18 protein-coding genes and 1 pseudogene are annotated in these 17299 nt (G+C 66.4%); 11 read left to right on the forward strand and 8 right to left on the reverse strand.

What is annotated here, in order from left to right; translation table 11 throughout:
* Positions 1–4: 4 nt before the first annotated feature.
* Both P0592_RS18630 and P0592_RS18635 read left to right on the forward strand, forming a co-directional pair.
* A complete protein-coding gene (locus P0592_RS18630) occupies positions 5–844 on the forward strand; it encodes a ParA family protein (protein WP_276273991.1) in 840 nt (279 codons plus the stop codon).
* The gene (locus P0592_RS18635; RefSeq protein WP_276273992.1) at positions 841–1218 is read left to right on the forward strand and encodes a DUF7970 domain-containing protein; all 378 of its coding nucleotides are present in this window, start codon (positions 841–843) and stop codon (positions 1216–1218) included. The genes P0592_RS18630 and P0592_RS18635 overlap by 4 nt, the downstream gene beginning before the upstream one ends.
* A 195-nt stretch (positions 1219–1413) precedes the next feature.
* Here P0592_RS18635 and P0592_RS18640 read toward each other — a convergent pair whose 3' ends face one another.
* A complete protein-coding gene (locus P0592_RS18640; RefSeq protein WP_336406679.1) occupies positions 1414–2016 on the reverse strand; it encodes a helix-turn-helix domain-containing protein in 603 nt (200 codons plus the stop codon).
* A 137-nt stretch (positions 2017–2153) separates the two neighbouring features.
* On the opposite strand from P0592_RS18640, the gene P0592_RS18645 reads away from it, so the two are divergent.
* Together P0592_RS18645 and P0592_RS18650 are read left to right on the forward strand one after the other, a co-directional pair.
* Positions 2154–3383, forward strand: a complete 1230-nt coding sequence (locus P0592_RS18645; RefSeq protein ID WP_276273994.1) for an FAD-dependent monooxygenase — start codon at positions 2154–2156, stop codon at positions 3381–3383.
* Between the two features lie 479 nt (positions 3384–3862).
* Positions 3863–4153, forward strand: coding sequence for a DUF8011 family protein (locus P0592_RS18650; protein ID WP_276273995.1), 291 nt, complete (start codon positions 3863–3865; stop codon positions 4151–4153).
* Positions 4154–4456: 303 nt separating this feature from the next.
* Here P0592_RS18650 and P0592_RS18655 read toward each other — a convergent pair whose 3' ends face one another.
* Together P0592_RS18655 and P0592_RS18660 are read right to left on the reverse strand one after the other, a co-directional pair.
* Positions 4457–4909 carry a DUF5518 domain-containing protein gene (locus P0592_RS18655; protein WP_276273996.1) on the reverse strand — a complete coding sequence of 151 codons (453 nt, stop codon included), beginning with the start codon at positions 4907–4909 and terminating at the stop codon, positions 4457–4459.
* 562 nt (positions 4910–5471) lie between these two features.
* Complete coding sequence (locus P0592_RS18660; RefSeq protein ID WP_336406680.1) at positions 5472–6287, reverse strand: hypothetical protein; 816 nt, start codon at positions 6285–6287, stop codon at positions 5472–5474.
* Between the two features lie 462 nt (positions 6288–6749).
* Between P0592_RS18660 and P0592_RS18665 the strand changes: the two genes are divergently transcribed.
* From P0592_RS18665 to P0592_RS18685, 5 genes are all read left to right on the forward strand, one after another.
* Positions 6750–7295, forward strand: a complete 546-nt coding sequence (locus P0592_RS18665) for a ribbon-helix-helix protein, CopG family (protein WP_276273998.1) — start codon at positions 6750–6752, stop codon at positions 7293–7295.
* A 137-nt stretch (positions 7296–7432) separates the two neighbouring features.
* Positions 7433–8641 carry an Nramp family divalent metal transporter gene (locus P0592_RS18670; RefSeq protein WP_276273999.1) on the forward strand — a complete coding sequence of 403 codons (1209 nt, stop codon included), beginning with the start codon at positions 7433–7435 and terminating at the stop codon, positions 8639–8641.
* Positions 8642–10645, forward strand: coding sequence for a hydantoinase/oxoprolinase family protein (locus tag P0592_RS18675; protein ID WP_276274000.1), 2004 nt, complete (start codon positions 8642–8644; stop codon positions 10643–10645).
* Positions 10642–12303: a hydantoinase B/oxoprolinase family protein gene (locus P0592_RS18680; protein ID WP_276274001.1), complete on the forward strand. Its 1662-nt coding sequence runs from the start codon at positions 10642–10644 to the stop codon at positions 12301–12303. The genes P0592_RS18675 and P0592_RS18680 overlap by 4 nt, the downstream gene beginning before the upstream one ends.
* Positions 12300–13016, forward strand: a complete 717-nt coding sequence (locus P0592_RS18685) for a maleate cis-trans isomerase family protein (protein ID WP_276274002.1) — start codon at positions 12300–12302, stop codon at positions 13014–13016. Before P0592_RS18680 ends, P0592_RS18685 begins: the two co-directional genes overlap by 4 nt.
* Before the next feature lie 41 nt (positions 13017–13057).
* Here P0592_RS18685 and P0592_RS18690 read toward each other — a convergent pair whose 3' ends face one another.
* From P0592_RS18690 to P0592_RS18700, 4 genes and pseudogenes are all read right to left on the reverse strand, one after another.
* Entirely contained in the window at positions 13058–13681 is a 624-nt protein-coding gene (locus tag P0592_RS18690; RefSeq protein WP_276274003.1) for a hypothetical protein, read from the reverse strand.
* 13 nt (positions 13682–13694) lie between these two features.
* Positions 13695–13817, reverse strand: a complete 123-nt coding sequence (locus tag P0592_RS18695) for an SHOCT domain-containing protein (RefSeq protein WP_419181143.1) — start codon at positions 13815–13817, stop codon at positions 13695–13697.
* Positions 13777–14268: a hypothetical protein gene (locus P0592_RS20270; RefSeq protein WP_419181144.1), complete on the reverse strand. Its 492-nt coding sequence runs from the start codon at positions 14266–14268 to the stop codon at positions 13777–13779. The genes P0592_RS18695 and P0592_RS20270 overlap by 41 nt, the downstream gene beginning before the upstream one ends.
* A gap of 132 nt (positions 14269–14400) precedes the next feature.
* Positions 14401–14517 (reverse strand): annotated as a pseudogene (locus tag P0592_RS18700) (IS6 family transposase); the annotation flags it as partial.
* 204 nt (positions 14518–14721) lie between these two features.
* On the opposite strand from P0592_RS18700, the gene P0592_RS18705 reads away from it, so the two are divergent.
* A complete protein-coding gene (locus P0592_RS18705) occupies positions 14722–15102 on the forward strand; it encodes an ArsR/SmtB family transcription factor (protein WP_276274004.1) in 381 nt (126 codons plus the stop codon).
* 150 nt (positions 15103–15252) lie between these two features.
* Here P0592_RS18705 and P0592_RS18710 read toward each other — a convergent pair whose 3' ends face one another.
* A complete protein-coding gene (locus tag P0592_RS18710) occupies positions 15253–15642 on the reverse strand; it encodes an ArsR/SmtB family transcription factor (protein WP_276274005.1) in 390 nt (129 codons plus the stop codon).
* Between the two features lie 343 nt (positions 15643–15985).
* Here P0592_RS18710 and P0592_RS18715 point away from each other — a divergent pair, with 343 nt between their 5' ends.
* Positions 15986–17281, forward strand: a complete 1296-nt coding sequence (locus tag P0592_RS18715) for an FAD-dependent monooxygenase (RefSeq protein WP_276274006.1) — start codon at positions 15986–15988, stop codon at positions 17279–17281.
* The last annotated feature ends 18 nt before the right edge of the window (positions 17282–17299 follow it).

Genomic DNA, 17299 nt, shown 5'->3' on the forward strand with positions numbered 1-17299 from the left:
AGATATGTTGGCCTACACGACGTACTCGGAGGCGGGCGGCGTCGGCAAGTCGACGCTCGCGGCGAACCTCGCGGTCGCGGACGCGCGAGCGGGACGCGACGTCCTGGTTATCGATCTGGACCCACAGGAGGCGTCACTGTCGTACCTGCTCGACGTCGACGACGACAGGGACGACAGCTCCGCCGATTCGCTGGTTCGACACCTCGTCGAACGGCCGCGTGGTGAGTTCGAAGACCTGATCGAGACCAGCGAGGGCGTCGACGTCATCCCGGCACACAACAGCCTGGAGATGCTCGCGAAACACCTCCAGCGGCGCGAGGAGGAAGCCAACGACTTCGGGGAGAACTGGAACCGGAACGTCCAGCTCCTCCGGGTCCTTCGGGAGAACGACGTCCAAGAGGAGTACGACACGCTGATCATCGATCCGCCGGCCACGGCCGACGTTAAACTGTATAACGCGATACATTCGACGCGCTCGTTGGTGGTGCCGTTCGAGCCCAGCGGGAAGGGGTTCAAGAGCGTCCAGGGACTGGAGGACCTCGTTCCGGGACTCGAGGAGAACCTGGCCATCAACGTCGGCGTGCTGGCGATCGTCCCGAACAACTTCTCCCGGACGAACGACCAGCAAGATATGCTGGACGAGATCCGACGCAAGGGGTACGACGTCCCGGTCGTGCTCCACGAGCGCGGGTCACTGTTCGAGGGGTGTTGGCGACAGCAGTGTTCGGCGTTCGAGTACGTCGAGACACACCGTCAGCGGGAGCGCGACTACGAGCTGGAGACGCTCGAGAAACTCGAACGGCTCGCGGCCGACCTGCGCGCGACGGCGGAGGCTCCAGCATGAAGTCGGGTGCCGGGGACGACCCCTTCGCGGACGAGCCACCGGAGGCCGAGGACACGTCGGGAGACGCTGCGAGCGACACCGACGTGGCAGACGAGGCGTCGGCCGGTATCGAGGGAGGAGCGGCGGCGAACGTCTCCGAACTCCCCTACAAGTACCGCCGGGAGAGCGTCAAGGAGGGCCGGAGCCAACAGCCGATGTTCATCCAGTCCGAGACCGAGGACCGGATCGACGAGGCCGTCGCCGACGTCGAGTCGCAGTTCGAGGAGCGGGTGTACAAGACCGACGTCGTCGAGGCGCTCATCGTCGCGGGCGCGGAGGGGATCGAGCCGGAGGCCGTGCTTCGTCGGTGGGGGTACGGGATGAAGAACAGTTGAGCGACGACCCGGACGTGTCGGGGGCGGAGTCACTCGTCCGTCTCAGGCGACGACCCTGGTCGGCCGGGTGATCGGTGCAGCCGTCCTGCTGTACGGGGTGTCGATTGCACTGGGTGGACTCGGCTTGTTGGCGGCCTCCGCTGGCGCTCGGTGAGGGGGTGTCCGTCGACCGACGGGAGTCGCCGGATGGAGAACTCACCGGACGATGGACTCGAACACTGCCGCCTCGATTTTCCGGAGATGATCGCCGACGGTGGACGGGGACAGACCGACCGCCTCGGCGACGTCTGCGTGTGTCGCCTCGCGCGGTGCTCGGTAGTACCCGACTTCGACGGCCGCGGCCAGCACCTCCCGCTGGCGGTTCGTCAGTGACCGCGTGAAGCGTCGTGCCTCCGGGTCGTACTCCCCGGTCTCGACGATCTCGACCGAGAGGGCGTCTATGCCCGCTGCCTCGTCGAATATCTCCCCGAGCGCCGACTCCTCGCCCAGAACGGTGACGCGTTGGGCTCCGTCGGCACCGAAGGGGATCGGCGTCTCCACGACGATGTCGGCCTGGCGCTGCCACTCCAGCAGCCGTCTGACCTCGTCGGTCGGCTCGAACTGACTCACTGCCATCCATCGCTCGTCGCCCGAGACCACGTACCCGTCGACGGCGGGCGACGAAGACATTATGCCCTCGTAGCGCTCCCGATCGCCGCGCCCCTCGGCGAGTGTCAGAACCGTCTCGTCGTCGAGAAACTCCACGTGGTGGATCGCCTCTCGCTGTATCGACGGCTCCTCGGCGAGTCGCTCTCCCAACGGGTGAAACCCGTTTCCCCCAGTTGGGGACAGACGCATCGTCACGTACCGCATACCGAACCCACTCGGTCACCGAAGTTAAAAGATCGCGGATAACCCCCACCAGATCGTTCCCTCCTGCGGGCGATTGTTCGCATATGGAACGACGACGATCGCCGGAGGCGATGCCGTCGGAGCAGACGCGAGTGACCCGGCCTGCCGACGACGGATCGGACCGGGAGATCGCTATCGTCGGCGGCGGCATCTGCGGGCTCACCACGGCACTCGCGCTCGAACAGCGCGGTCTCTCGCCGACGGTGTACGAGGCCGCTTCCGAGTACCGACCGGTCGGTGCCGGCATCCTGCTCCAGACCAACGCGATGCTCGTCTTCGACCGTCTCGGGATCGCCGACGCCGTCTGTGACGCCGGGAGGCAACTGGAAGGCGGTGGACTCCGATCGCCGGACGGCCCGTATCTGACCCGGTTCGACCTGAACGAGGTGGAGCGTCCGGAGTTCGGGTACGGGTTCGTCGCCGTTCACCGTGCCGACCTCCAACGGATTCTCCTCGACGAGTTGGACACCACCGTTCGAACCGGGATGGACTGCACGGCCGTCGTCGGGACCGACCCGCCAGTGGTCCGCTTCGACGACGGGACCGAAATTAGGCCCGACCTGCTCCTCGGGGCCGACGGCATCCACTCGACGGTCCGCGACGCCGTCGCTCCCGGCGTCGACCCCCGCCCGCTCGGCGGTGTCGCCTACCGCGCACTCGTCACGCTGGACGTGCCCCAACCGTACCGGACGCAGGGGTTCGAGATCTGGGGTGACGGCACCTACACCGGCGGCGCACCCGTCGACGAGCGCCGGTTCTATTGGTTCGCGACCGCACCCGGACCGCTCACTGGCGACCACGCCGGCCCCGAAGCGGTCGAGTCGGCGCTCCGGGAGCGCCTCACCGGCTACCCCGAACCGATCCCGGCAGTTCTGGACGGGCTCGACCCAACCGACCTCGTTCTGACAGCGCTCGAGGATCTGCCCTCGCTCGATACGTGGTCACGAGGCCGTGTCGTCCTCGCCGGCGACGCCGCTCACGCTATGCTGCCCTTCGCGGGCCAGGGCGCTGCACAGGCGATCGAGGACGGAGCGTTGCTCGCCGACGCCCTGGCCACGTCCGACGGTTACGAGCGTGCTTTCGACGCCTACGAGTCCGAGCGCAAGCCTCGCGCGGACCGCGTACGCGCCGAATCTCGTGGCCTCGGTCGGTTCGGCACGATACAGTCCACGCTCGGCTGTCGGCTCCGGAACCTCGCAATCGGCGCGATTCCAGATGCGGTAGTCCGCCGGGTTCGACGCCGGCAGGCGGCCGGCACTTCGCTCCCCGAGTGAGTAGCGGCCCTCGATCCGATACACCGTCGGCTCACCACCGGAACCGCGCTCGTCACGGGCGCGATGCCACTCCCTACGTTCCTCGCCGTCGGGGGCGGCACACCGCTGCGCCGCCGAGAGGAGACCGTGGCCGCTCTCGGTGATGGGGTCCAACCCGCGATGACGACACGTCTCACAGATCAGGTCAACGCGTACAGCTGTTCCACTATGGGACTGACCCCAGTTCACGCCACCAGTCAGAGCGGTAGAGAACGACAGTACCGACTGCCGCTACGACGACCGTCAGGACAGTCGCGAGCGGCCCCGTCGGGTCAGGCACAAATAGAGGGCCCAGGACGCGCCCCGCGAAGATCCCGAGTAGTAGACAGAGGCCGGTACGGACTGCGGAACGGACCATACCGGACGACGATACCACTTCCATATATGCCTTCTGTCGGACCAGCCGAACGGTTTATTGGGACACGCTTCTGTCGGTAGGTGTGGTGGCGATCCGACGGATGTTGTTTCGTGAGCCAGACGGACGGCGGAAGGGTCTCGTCTTCTCACTCTTCTCGCTCGGTTGCCTCCTCGGGTGGGTGTATTTCGGTATTGTACTCGACGGCCCCCACGTTATGCTGTTTTTGGGTATCGCGTTCGCGTTTTCCGGGATCGCGGAATCCCTCCCCCCGAACCGGCAGCGGTCAGCAGGAGTCCTGCGACTACTCGGCTTCGGTATCCTCGCCGTCTTGATCGTTCTCCTCATATTGGTTCCAGAACTAGTATTGGGGTGAGCGACCGGAGTCGGATTCGACGGATACCCACACCTCTCGACTGGCGTATTCACCCAGCCCCCGCTGGAAAGCCGTTCTCTCGTGACGACCTGGTGGCTATCGACACCGACAGCGAGCACCGCTAGATCGGCCGAAACCGGAGCTCGGACTCCGACGGTCGCTGACGGAATCGTGTACGTGGCTACTGTGCCGGGGGTCGCGAGGGGCGATTGCTCGCGCTCGATGCCGAGGACGGAGAAACGTAGTGGCACGTCGAGACGTGGTCTCTGAAGCGCGGGACGCGGCCGTGTCATTACCTCTCTGTCAAGTAGTGTCGACACTACCGCCTGCGTCGGCTACACCCCCGTGACCGCGCTGTTCGGCTAGCCAGCCGCCCACGCGCCCAGCAAGCGCGCCGCAGACAGCTACGACGAGTAGAATAACGCCCCCGACAGTAAGTGTCACCACGACACCAACTGCTTGGAACCACGGTGGATTCGGGATGGTCGGGAGTGCCCAAACTAACCCTTTTAACGCCCAGACTGCCGGAAATCCGCCAATAAGCGCGGCTCGCAGTCCAGTTGCAGTGCCGTTCCCGCCGCGTCGCTTGATCAGGGAGTCAGCGATTGCACTCCCGACGACGACCGTTCCGAGTGAGATACTCTCCGGTGATCGCCACGCTGCGAGTGCGGTACCTGGGAGCGCGAGTAGCCCGCCGACGAGGGCGTCCTTCCACTGTGTCTTTCCGGACTGAGAGAGGGGACCAGTTTCGGACATCGTCTCCACGCGACGGTTCGGGACAGACGGGTGTAAAACGGATGCCGTTATTTGGCCGATAGAAACGACGAGAGTTTGAAACGGATTCTGGGCGCTGTGGTTCGGTTTCGACCACGAGAGACTCACCAGGGTCAATTACTTACATCAACAGCGGTATGTTCACGTATGGCCTCGGAGGAAGATGACGAATCGGAGGACGACAGAATCAATAAACCACTGGACCGGGTAGTGGACTTCCTCGCGACATACCTTCCGTAACTCTCTGTTTTCGGCCCCATACCCGCAGCAATCATCAGCGTGTTCACCCGAGAGAATTTCGGGATATGTCGCTCACTTTCTCATATCGGATGATCTCGCTCTATGCGTACCTCGATTACGCTCTGTTCCGCTAGCCGGATGTGAGCTGACTCGACACCACCTCTTGAACAGTACTCGTGAATTCATTCCGCGATTCCGATATATGACCCAACTCAGGTCGACCGATAGCGGCCTCTCTGGTAGGAGGACGACTCCGTTGTCGGTCGAGACAGGCGTGTATCGGTCAGGACAGCGAAGCCGTTTGTCAGATCAGGACTTGACTGTCGGTGAGGAACTGCTGCTTAGCTCTGTCGGCCTCCGGGCCCTCCGGAACGAGGCCAGGTGTCGATGGCTGCTCGTCGAATCGGTCTGGGTTCGGAGCGACGGAATCCAGGACCTCCCCGAACGTCGATCCTCGTCTCCCCGTGATATGTACGAATCCTCCGTACTGCCGCTGTTCGAACGGGGTCGTATCCGGGTCGGGGACGGCTCCTCGAATACAATCGACGTGCTCGCGGAGGTATTCCGCGGCTTTGTGTTGTGAGTACTGGCAGTCGGCGTGGAGCTGTTCTCGACTGTGCTCGGTGAGGTCGGCGTCGACGTGCTTGGAGGATTCGTATCTCACCGCGTCGGAGCTGAACTCACCGGTGAGAAAGCTGAGGTTCACAGTGAAACACTTCGGGTATCGCAGGATCAACAAAAAGAAGATTTGCTCGTCGACCGTGTAGCGTTCCTGTAAGCGATAGTAACACTCTAGGTAGTACGCCGCGAGTGCCCCAATCCAGTCGTCACGCTCGCCATCGAGATACGCGGTTGCAACATCGTAGTAGTTCTCGCCGGCGACCTGTTGCAGGCGGTGCTCGAAACTCTGTCTCATCTCGTCCAGTTCGTCCTGGTAGACTTCCGTCAACGGCACGTCTGGATCGTCGAGCAACTCGCTCTTTCGGTCGCCGGCGGCTGCAATTCGCATCATATTTTGATGGAAGGACCGTTCTGCCTCTACGTCCGGGAGCGGAATTCGAACTGCCTGTCGGCGCAGAACCTCCGAGCCGGATTCTAACCGATCGCTCCGATCATTCACGAGACGACGATAGATGCTCTACACAATTAACCGTTCGAAGTCAAACGTCGGGGCGGCTCTGGAGAGGGGAGCCGTCCTCGCGAAGGTTGAAACACCCTTTTGTTCCTCGTACAGACCGACTGAGCAGCAGGTACACAGAGAGAGCAGGCAAGCGGAGGCAGCGTCTGACCGTAGCCTTGGACTCCAGCAGCGCACTCGCATCGACTGCCGAGCACGTCTCCGTAATCGGGGGGAACGGTCACACTCTCGTAGCCGTTAGTTCACCCGCGGAAGTCCCCCGACGAGTCCCAGTGGACGTGACCGGGCGAGTGCCGATCGCCTCGGTCAGTCTCCCGACGTTATACAATCGTCGGACGGGCTATCACGCGGTCCGGGTGCTCCGTCGCTCTCTCCGGTTATCCGGGCTCGAGCCGGACGTTCGATATCCACGTTTTATTAGTCACTCTGGCGGAATCGGGAACTATGCCGAGTGACCGCGTCACGGTATCACTTGACGAGGAGTCCAGGGAAGCGCTGGAGAGTCTGAGCGAACAGACCGACGGCAGTCGGAGCGAGGTGATCCGGGAGGCGATCGCGTTCTACGCGGCGAACTTCGAGTCGGCACGAGCGAGCGACAGCGATCACCTGCAGACCTACTACGAGATGCTCTCGACGGGCGAACACGTCCTCCTGGACGTCGACCTGTTGCACGCGTTCCTGGACCAGGTCGCGGAGCCGGAGGATCGGGACGACGAGTTCCTCGAGACGATCGACCGGGTCGCGGAGTATCACGCACAGGAGTACGCCGAGCGGTTCGATTCGCTCGAAGACGTCCTGGACTGGCTCTCGGTGTGTGGGTTCCTGACCGTCCGTGGAGCCGACGAGGGCAGCTATCACGTCGTCTTCCCCTCGGAGTCGTTGCGGTGGTTCATGACCCGGTTCATCCGGGGAAGCGTCGCGGACCTGGACTTCGACGTCGAGATCGAGGAGAGCGTCTCGAAGGTCCTCTTTACCGAGACGGAGCGGTGACCGTTCGTATCTCTGTGCATCCGCTCGGCCGATTCGTGCACGCGATCACACTGATTGTGAACTGTCTGCACACGGTTCTCAACAACCCTTTTTACCGGTTCTCTGCACCCTGTCACTGGGTGTCAACGACATCATTAATGACTCTCGTTCAACGACTCAAAGCCGTCGGGCCGGGCGCGATGGTTGCAGCCGCCTTCATCGGCCCCGGGACGGTCACGACCGCGAGCGTAACGGGCGCGGAGTTCGGCTACGCGCTCCTCTGGACGATCGCCTTCTCGATCGTCGCGACGATCGTCCTGCAGGAGATGAGCGCACGACTCGGCCTCGTCTCCGGCGAGGGGCTCGGCGAGGCGCTCCGTGAGCGGTTCGACAACCGAGCGGTCGAGTACGTGAGCACCTTCCTGGTCGTCGGCGCGATCGGGATCGGGACCGCCGCCTACGAGGCCGGGAACATCCTCGGCGGGGCCGCCGGGCTCGCGACCATCACCGGCGTGAGTTCGACGATCTGGGGCGTCGTGATGGGGCTCGTCGCGGGCGTCCTGCTGTACACCGGCCGGTACAAGCTGATCGAGCGGGCACTCGTCGGCCTCGTCGCCGTGATGGCCCTCTCGTTCGTCGCGTCGGCGGCGCTCATCGGGCCGGACTTCGGCGCGATCGCGCTGGGGTTCGTCCCGGGCGTCCCCTCGGGTTCGCTGTATCTCATCACGGGGCTGATCGGGACGACCATCGTCGGATACAATCTGTTCCTGCACGCGAGCAACGTCCAGGAGCGGTGGGGCGGCCCCGAGGACATCGGCCGCTCTCGGACCGACACCGTCATCTCGATCGCCGTCGGTGGGATCATCACGATCACGATCATGGTCACCGCGGCAGCCGCCTTCGAACCCGGGACGCAGATCAGCGACGTCGGTCGGATGGCCGAACAGCTCCGGCCGATCGCGGGGCCCTACGCGGAGCTGTTCTTCAGCATCGGGCTGTTCGCCGCCGGCTTCACGAGCGCGACCACGGCCCCGCTGGCGGGCGCGTGGGCCACGACGGGCGCGCTGGGCTGGGACTCCGACCTGCAGAGCACCCGCTTTCGCGCCGTCTGGGGCACGATCCTGAGCGTCGGCGTCCTCTCCGTGCTCCTGGGGGGTAGCCCCGTCGAGATCATCGTCTTCGCCCAGGTCGTCAACGGCATCCTGCTCCCGATCGTGGCGATCTTCCTGATCTACGCGATGAACCAGGACGCGCTCCTCGGCGAGTACACGAACGGGCGGGTCGCGAACGCACTCGGCGCGATCGTGACGATCGTCGTCGTGTGGCTCGGCGTCCGGACGCTGCTCAGCGTGGCCGGGGTGTTGTAGATGGCAGGCCGGAGAATCGGCGTCGACGTCGGCGGGACCTTCACCGACGTGACGTTGGCGCTCGACGGCGACCTCGTGACCGCGAAGGTCCCGACCACCGAGGAACAGAGCGAGGGCGTGATGGCCGGCATCGAGAAGGCCTGCGAGGAGGCGGGCGTCGACCCCGAGACGCTGACCGAGTTCGCCCACGCGATGACGGTCTCGGTCAACGCGCTCCTCGAGGAGGACGGTGCGAAGACCGCACTGGTCACGACCGAGGGGTTCCGGGACGTCCTGGAGATCGGTCGGCAGGACCGGCCGTCGCTGTACGACCTCGACGCCGAGAAGCCGACGCCGCTGATCCCCAGACGCCGCCGGTTCGAGGTCGCCGAGCGGACGACCCCCGACGGGGTCGAGCGGTCCGTCAACGAGGACGAGGTCAGGGCGGTCGCAGAACGAATCCGCGAGCGCGACGTGGAGGCCGTCGCCGTCTCGCTGTTGCACGCCTACGCGCACACCGACAACGAGGAACGGGTCGCGTCGGTGCTGCGGGAGGAGCTCGCGGTCCCGGTCTCGGCCTCCCACGAGGTGCTCGCCGAGTTCCGCGAGTACGAGCGGACGTCGACGACCGCCGTCGACGCGTACGTCCGCCCGGCGATCGACCGGTACGTGAGCCGGCTGACGGAGCGCGCGCGGGACCGCGGCGTCCCACAGCCGCGGATCATGCAGGCCAACGGGGGTACCACCGACGCCGACACGGTCAGAGAGAACGCCGTCTCGACCGTCCTCTCGGGACCCGCCGCGGGCGTCGTCGGCGCGAGCGCGATGGCCGGCGGCGAGGACGACGACCAGTCGGGGCTCGTCACCTTCGACATGGGCGGGACCTCGAGCGACGTGAGCCTCGTCCGCGACGGCGAGGCCGAGCGGACCACCGAGGGCGTCATCAACGACCGGCCGATCAAGACGCCGATGGTCGACATCGAGACCGTCGGCGCGGGCGGCGGGTCGATCGCCTGGGTCGACGCCGGCGGCGCGCTCCGGATCGGACCGCGGTCCGCCGGGGCCGACCCCGGGCCGGCCTGCTACGGCAACGGCGGGACGGAACCGACGGTGACGGACGCGAACCTCGTCCTCGGGTACATCGGCGCGAGTACCAGCCTCGGCGGCGAGATGTCGCTGGACGCGGAGGCCGCGTACGACGTCCTGTCGGACCTCGCCGACGAGGCGGGGATGGACGGGCCCCTGGCGGCGGCCCGCGGCGTCTACCGGGTCGCGAACGCGAACATGACGCGAGCGATCCGCTCGGTGACCGTCGAGCGGGGCCACGACCCCCGGAAGTTCGGGCTCGTCGCGTTCGGCGGTGCCGGGCCGATGCACGCGATCGCCATCGCCGACAGCCTCGACATCGACCGGGTGGTGATCCCGCGAGCCTCCGGCGTCCTCTCGGCGTACGGGCTGCTCGCGGCCGACGAGAAGCGCGACGCGGTCCGGACCCACCAGCGCTCGCTCGCGGAGGTCGACCCCGAGGCGGTCGACGCGGTGTACGAGGAGCTGACGGAGGAACTGCTGGCCGAGGTCAGCGACCGGGAGCGCGCCAGCGTGGCGTGCTCGGCTGACCTCAGGTACGCCGGGCAGAGCTTCGAGCTCGCCGTGGACGTCGACCGGCCCTTCGACGCCGAGGCGGCGGGCGAGCGGTTCGGACGGGCCCACGAGTCCGCCTACGGCTACCGGACTGACGAACCGGTCGAGCTGGTCAACTGTCGCGTGACCGCGACCGTCGCACGGACCACGCCGTCGATCGAGTACGCCGGCGGCGGCGATCCGCGGAAGGAGACCCGCGAGGCGGCCTTCGGCGACGGAACCCACGAGACGCCGGTGTACGGCCGCGAGCGACTCCCTCCCGGCGAAATGGTCGACGGACCCGCCATCGTCGAGGGCGACGAGAGCACCGTCGTCGTGCCGCCCGCCTGGGACGTCCGGGTACGCGACGACGGCGCGCTGATCGCGGAGGTGCGAGACGAATGAGTGACGAACCCGAACCCACGACCGAGGGACAGAACGGCGGCTCCGGCGGCGTGTCCGAGACGGGCGGGGAGATCGACCCCGTGACGCTGGAGATCCTCCGGAACAAACTGGAGAGCGTCGCCACGGAGATGGGCCACGTCCTCATCCGCGGCGCGTACTCGCCGAACATCAAGGAGCGACAGGACTGCTCGACCGCGCTCTTCGACGCGGCCGGACGGATGGTCGCACAGGCCGAACACATCCCGGTCCACCTCGGGGCGATGCCCGACGCGGTCGACATCGTCCTCGAGAAGGACCCCCAGCCCGGCGACGTGTTCGTCGTCAACGACCCGTTCGAAGGGGGGACCCACCTCCCCGACATCACGCTGGTCTCGACGATCGCACCCGACGACGAGGTGATCGGGTTCGCGGTGTCGCGAGCGCACCACGCCGACGTCGGCGGCAGCGCACCCGGGAGTATGCCGCCGGGAGCCCAGGAGATCTACGAGGAGGGGCTCCGGCTGCCGGCGGTCCGGCTCGTCGAGGAGGGTGAGCAAAACGACGCGGTCCACGAGCTGATCCGCTCGAACGTCAGGACGCCCGACGAGCGCGAGGCCGATCTCAGGGCCCAGCGCGCCGCGAACGACAGGGCGGAGGAACGCGTCGGCGAGTTGCTCGACGAACACGGGCCGACGCTGCTCGACGCGTTCGACGCCGTCATCGACTACTCTCGCGAGCGGGTCGAGACCGAACTCGACGACCTCCCGGACGGGACGTACCGAGCGAGCGACGTCCTCGAAGGTGACGGGGTGACGGACCACGACATCCCGATCCGAGCGACCGTCACGATCGACGGACCGTCCGTCGACGTCGACTTCGACGGGACGGCCGACCAGGTGGCCGGCAACCTGAACGCGCCGCTCTCGGTGGCAAAGAGCGCGGTGTACTTCGTCGTCCGCGCGATCACCGACCCGGAGATCCCGCCGAACCACGGCTGCTACGAGCCGGTCTCGGTGTCGGCCCCGGAGGGATCGGTGCTCAACCCCGAGCCCCCGGCGGCGGTCGTCGGCGGCAACGTCGAGACGAGCCAGCGGGTCACGGACGTCACGCTGGCGGCGCTGGCCCGGGCGGTCCCGGAGGAGGTCCCAGCCGGCAGTCAGGGGACGATGAACAACCTCATCATCGGCGACCGGAGCGGCGAGTTCACCTACTACGAGACGATCGGCGGCGGGTTCGGCGCTCGCCCCGAGAAAGACGGGATGGACGGCGTCCAGGTCGGGATGACCAACACGCTCAACACGCCCGTGGAGGCGATGGAGACCGAGTACCCGCTCCGCCTGGAACGGTACGCGCTCCGGCCCGGCAGCGGCGGCGACGGCCGGTACCGGGGCGGACTAGGTCTCGAACGGACCGTGACCGTCGAGACCGACGCGACCGTGTCGCTGCTGACGGAGCGCCGGCGGACGGCCCCCGCCGGGGTCGACGGCGGCGAGGACGGCGCGACCGGCGTGAACCTCGTCGACGGCGAGGAGGTGCCCGCGAAGGCGTCGATCGACGTCGAGGCGGGCACGACCGTCTCGATACTGACGCCCGGCGGTGGCGGCCACGGCGACCCGGACGAGCGCTCCCGGGCCGCGAGCGACGCCGACCGTCGCGACGGGAAGGTCGACGACTCGTGACCCGCGTCGGTCTGGTCGTCCCCTCGTCGAACACGACCGTCGAGCCGGAGTTCCGCGACGCGCTCCCCGCCGAGTGGACGGCACACACGGCCCGGATGCCGCTTGAAGACGTGACCGCGGACGCACTCGACGAGATGGCCGACGACGCCGAGCGGGCGGCCTCGCTGCTCTCGCACGCGTCGGTCGACGGCGTCGCGTACGCTTGTACGACCGGGAGCCTCCTGCACGGCCCCGGATTCGACGCGGCGTTGGAGGCACAACTCTCCGAAGCCGTCGGAGGTCCGGCGGTGGCGACCGCACGCTCGGTCGTCCGCGCGCTGTCCGCACTCGACGCCGATCGCGTCGCCGTCGCGACGCCGTACACCTCGGAACTGAACGAACGGGAGCGCGAGTACCTCGCCGACAACGGCTTCGAGGTGGTCGCGCTCGACGGGCGCGAACTCGTCGCGAACACCGCCATCGGCGAACTGACCCCCGCGGCTGCGAAACGGCAGGCCCGGTCGGTACTTCAGGCGGCACCGAACGCGGAGGCGCTGTTCGTCTCCTGTACGAACTATCGGTCTCTCTCGGCACTGTCGTCGATCGAAGCGGAGTTCGGCGTCCCGGTAGTGTCGAGCAACGCGGCGACGCTCTGGGACCTGTGTGATCGACTCGGTGCCCAGCCGGCTCTGGAGCTCCGACTCGCGGCCGAGACGTCCACAGGGCAGCACTGAGCGGTCGAGATCGCACCCGTCTCAGGTATCGGACCGTCCAGTCAGCTCTCCCGTCCTGCTCGGCGATATCCCTCGTAGAGAGCCGGCAGTCCCAGCGGGAGTGCCAGGACGCCGAATCCGAGAAGGGCGTACTCGCTGCCCCGTTTTCGCTGGAGCGCGAGCGCCGTTGCGACGACGCCCAGAAGCGCGATCGCGTAGGCTGCGTTGCTCCAGATGACGTCGTAGGTCGAACAGTACAGCCAGCAGACGAACGTGTAGGCCGGGGCGTTCCAGGTCGGCGGCCGAAGCTTCGGCCAGAAGAACCGACAGTACGTGGTCCAAGCCAGCATCGCGACCGTCGGAAGCCCCACCGACCACACCGCTGGTCCACGATCTGAGTCACCGTATCGCCGGTATCCCGCGAGGAACAGGGCCGGAAAACAGAAGACCCACAGCCAGATCCCGAGCGTGTAGGTGACCGGCCAGTGTTCGATCCGCGGTTGCGTCAGTGGGAGTCGCAGCGACGGGGGGAGCGTCGCCCACGGGAACGACGGGTCGGGAACGGGATCCGTGAACAGGGCGACGAGACAGAGGACCGTCCCGAGTACCAGTCCGTATCGGCCGGCCGTCGCGTATTGTTCTAGCCAGTCCGGAAGCGACGGTGCGTTTTCTCGGGTGGTCGGCATAGGTGGGTTCGGGTCAGGGGTCCCCTTCGAGCGTCTCTTTCCGCTGTTCGTACTCCTCGTCCGTGAGATCGCCACGGGCGTAGGCGAGCCGGAGTTCATCGAGGGCCCGATCGGTCCCGCCATCGGCGGTGGCCACCGCGCGATAGACGAGGTAGCCTACGCCGGCGATGGCGGCGAGGAACAGCAACTGCAGCAGTGAACCCGGCTGCGACCAGCCAGTCGCCCGTTCGGGAACCCATGTGACGCTGTGTCGCCGCGCGGAGAAACCACCAGCCAGCGATCCAGACGAGCAGGTACGGCGCGAACCACGCCCCAAGCCAGCGCGACGCGAGGAGATCGACGAGCCCGATCGAAACGAGGGTGTAGCTGACGGCGTGGTTCATGATCTGTGCGATCCCGCGGACGTCCGATCGCTTCGTCTGGTACGTGACGACCAGCAGATTCAGCGGCTGCAGCGAGTCCCCGTCGGTCGGTATCGCGCCGTCGAAGTCCAGTAGCCACGGCATCGCGAAGTGAACGAGCCCCAGAACAACGGTGAACGTGCCGCAGATGCGGAACCCAGCTGCGAGAACGAGGTCGGGGGCCATCGGTGGGCGGCTGTTCAACCGGAGGGGTATTGGAACTGGGGATTCTACCGACGTGCTACTTGGAACGGGTCAGGGCCGGCGTTGGACGCTGTGTATCGCGGTTACTGTCGGCATCCCGGACGGACTGTGAGTCGGTGACTTGCCGGACTCCGGCTGTCGATCGGCTTTCTGCACCCAGTCGTGGATCGCTTTTCGGCTGCGGTAGACACCCGGCGAATCGAGTGATTCGGCGGTATTCGACGGCGACAGAGCAGGGCGAGAGCACGTCTCCCCTTCGTTCACGATCCAAAGCGAGGGGGAGCCACGCTGGCACCGGCTCGCCCTCGAAGGGGTCCCCGGCGACTGTGTCACGCGTTCCCGGCAGTTGGGAGGCTAGTAGTATAGCTCCGGTGTGCTGACGTGTCGACAGACGTAGTGGCATCGTTTCTGGGGGTGCCAGACGGACGCTGTGGTATGAGTCACTTGCTCCCGCAGAAGTCACCGGTCGATCGACCGGACCCGGGGTCGCGAGTCGTCGAACTCGGTCACGACGACGCCGGCGAGGTGTTCTCGGTCCTCGGATCGAGTCTCGCCCGAACCGTGCTCGCGGAGCTCCATCGGAGCCCCGCGACGCAGTCCGAACTCGCGGAGCGGACCGACGCGTCGATCCAGAACGTGGGCTACCACCTCGACCGCCTCGATGAGGCTGGTCTCGTGACGGTCGTCGACCAGTGGTACTCACGGAACGGTGCGGAGATGGACGTGTTCGCGCCGACCGACGATCCGTTGATCGTCGTCGCCAGCGGTGACGGACAGGACGGCACCGTCGAGGAGTTACAGGCCGTCCCGAGATAGACATCGGGACGAGCAGCGACACCCGTACCGCGGTTGTCGATATAGCTTCTCAGTCGTGGCGGTCGGTCTGGAGCGGGGCAGGTCTCCCGGAGCACACTCTCACTGGGTCGGAAGGGGCCGTTAGCCGAAGTCGCTCACCGGCGGCAGGGCTCAATCACTCGAGACCGACAGTTGCGGTCGGTCGAGCGAACTCTCGTCGTCGTCTGCCAGTATCGACACGGTGAGACCGTCGGCCGTCATCTCGAGGGCGAGCGACTCGAAGCTCGCCTCGAAGACCGTCCGATGGTGGCCATCAGCGTTGTATCGCATCTCCGTCTCGACGAGTCCCGCCTCCTGAAGCGCGTTCAACCGTCGATAGACCGTCGTCCGAGACGCTCCGCACTCGTCTGCGATCTCACGAGCTGGCTTTGCCTCCGCCCGGACGGCCTCCAGGATTCGCTGTGCGTACTCGGCGTTGAGGCACTCGATGATCTCCGTCGACGGGCGGTCGTCCGTTTCCCCAGCGGCGTCCCCGGTCCCTGTTGCGTGTGCGAGTGACATCGTTTCGCTCTGGGAGACACTGTAACACCACACCGACCCAAGCCTGCTGTCAACTGACGTTGCTCCGCTCGAGACGGTGCGGCTAGTAGTATTGCTCTGAGAGGGGTTCACACGGCAGGTCGACTCACTGATCGAGCACGGTCTCACTGTTTCCCCTACTGAAACACGCATCCGGGGCTTAGGTGGGACGGTGAGAGTTCTGAACGTATGAGCACCCGTCGGTCGACTGGACGTATCTGTCTCCGCTCGTTCGGTTCAAGAGCGCCCCCCTCCCGATCAACCGACCACCGACCGGTTCGCTACTGTTCTCGGGACCCGCCCGTCGGAGGAGGGGCGTGATCCGATGACCCGTGACGAGCGGGACGGGAGAGCGGGCGACGCGACAGGCAGCGATGCGCGAGAACCAGCGACCACGACGAGGCCCGAGCAGCGAGAGGCGGACCAGAACTGGCTCCTCGGACCCGGCGTGGACCGGGAGCACCGGGACAGACAGATCCTCGTGGTCGGCGATACCACCGTCGGACGGACCCTCACGCTCCTGCTCCAGCGTGCGGGCTACGATCCGCTGCTCGTGCGCGACGCCGGGCGATCAGCCGAGTCCCGCACGACATTCCTCTGTCCGCCGGCGTGCCGAGCCTTGCGTTCCCTCGGTCTCACCCCCACCCTGACCGACGAGGGTGTACCGATCCGGCGTGTGTCGGTCCGGCGAGACACACCCGGAAGCCGGCAGGAGACGACGCTGTCGGCACCGGCCGAATCGGGCGCTGCTCGACCCGTCGCGATCGAGACACGGGACCTCGGGGACGCCCTCGCGGAACAGCTGCCGAACCGACAGCGGTGTACCGACCGCGCTCTCGCCGCTGTCTCCACCGGAGACGACGGACTCGCGATCGAATTCGAGGACGGCATCCGCGAGTGGTTCGACGTACTGGTCGACACGAGCGGTGACGGCCTGGCCCGTCAGTTCGCGGCCGACCGGTCACCGGAGCAGGAACCGCTGGTCCAGTACGAGACGTCGGTGGCGGCCGAGACGCTGCCGTCGAACCAGCTCCGGGAGACCTGGCGGCCGTCCGCGCTCGTCCAGGTGGTCCCCACGTCGGAGGACTCGACGGCCATTCTCCGTCTCACGGCCCCACGTGCCACGCTCCCGTCCAGCGACGAAGACGAGGCGATCCGCACGTTCGTCGAAGAGACGACCGCGGAACTCGCGACCGGTCCCGTCTCCGTAGACGACTTCGAGCGGGCGACGACCGTTCGACAGGTTCGGCAGCCGGACGAACACGCTCACAGCGCGTGGTGGGGAACCGGTCTGATATCGGTCTGTGGGCCGGCCTGCCCGACCGCACCCGCAAGCGAGTTCACCACGTGGTTCGGTATCGAGAGTGCACTCGCTCTCGTCTCGGAACTGACGGGGGCGGATCGGCCGGCCTCGGACGTGATCGAGACGTACTCGACGCGCCGGCTACGTCGCTTCAGGTCGCTTCGTCAGACACTCCGCGAAGTGCGACGGGACCACGAGTATCCGGTTCCGGACTCGGCACCGGAACCGCTCGACACTATCGGTGAGTTCCGACAGTTGACACTGAGTCGATTTCTCGACGAACGGTTGCGGTCCCTCCAACGGGACGGGTTCGGATAGACCTGCGAGTACCGGGGG

This window comes from Haloarcula litorea, from assembly GCF_029338195.1.
Classification (GTDB): domain Archaea; phylum Halobacteriota; class Halobacteria; order Halobacteriales; family Haloarculaceae; genus Haloarcula; species Haloarcula litorea.

Excerpts from the sequence above, each read along its gene's own strand:
- P0592_RS18680 (WP_276274001.1), top strand. The coding sequence starts at position 10,642 with ATGAGTGACGAACCCGAACCCACGACCGAGGGACAGAACGGCGGCTCC.
- P0592_RS18675 (WP_276274000.1), top strand. The coding sequence starts at position 8,642 with ATGGCAGGCCGGAGAATCGGCGTCGACGTCGGCGGGACCTTCACCGAC.
- P0592_RS18710 (WP_276274005.1), bottom strand. The coding sequence starts at position 15,642 with ATGTCACTCGCACACGCAACAGGGACCGGGGACGCCGCTGGGGAAACG.
- P0592_RS18655 (WP_276273996.1), bottom strand. The coding sequence starts at position 4,909 with ATGTCCGAAACTGGTCCCCTCTCTCAGTCCGGAAAGACACAGTGGAAG.
- P0592_RS18690 (WP_276274003.1), bottom strand. The coding sequence starts at position 13,681 with ATGCCGACCACCCGAGAAAACGCACCGTCGCTTCCGGACTGGCTAGAA.
- P0592_RS20270 (WP_419181144.1), bottom strand. The coding sequence starts at position 14,268 with ATGGCCCCCGACCTCGTTCTCGCAGCTGGGTTCCGCATCTGCGGCACG.
- P0592_RS18670 (WP_276273999.1), top strand. The coding sequence starts at position 7,433 with ATGACTCTCGTTCAACGACTCAAAGCCGTCGGGCCGGGCGCGATGGTT.
- P0592_RS18645 (WP_276273994.1), top strand. The coding sequence starts at position 2,154 with ATGGAACGACGACGATCGCCGGAGGCGATGCCGTCGGAGCAGACGCGA.
- P0592_RS18635 (WP_276273992.1), top strand. The coding sequence starts at position 841 with ATGAAGTCGGGTGCCGGGGACGACCCCTTCGCGGACGAGCCACCGGAG.
- P0592_RS18665 (WP_276273998.1), top strand. The coding sequence starts at position 6,750 with ATGCCGAGTGACCGCGTCACGGTATCACTTGACGAGGAGTCCAGGGAA.
- P0592_RS18630 (WP_276273991.1), top strand. The coding sequence starts at position 5 with ATGTTGGCCTACACGACGTACTCGGAGGCGGGCGGCGTCGGCAAGTCG.
- P0592_RS18705 (WP_276274004.1), top strand. The coding sequence starts at position 14,722 with ATGAGTCACTTGCTCCCGCAGAAGTCACCGGTCGATCGACCGGACCCG.
- P0592_RS18715 (WP_276274006.1), top strand. The coding sequence starts at position 15,986 with ATGACCCGTGACGAGCGGGACGGGAGAGCGGGCGACGCGACAGGCAGC.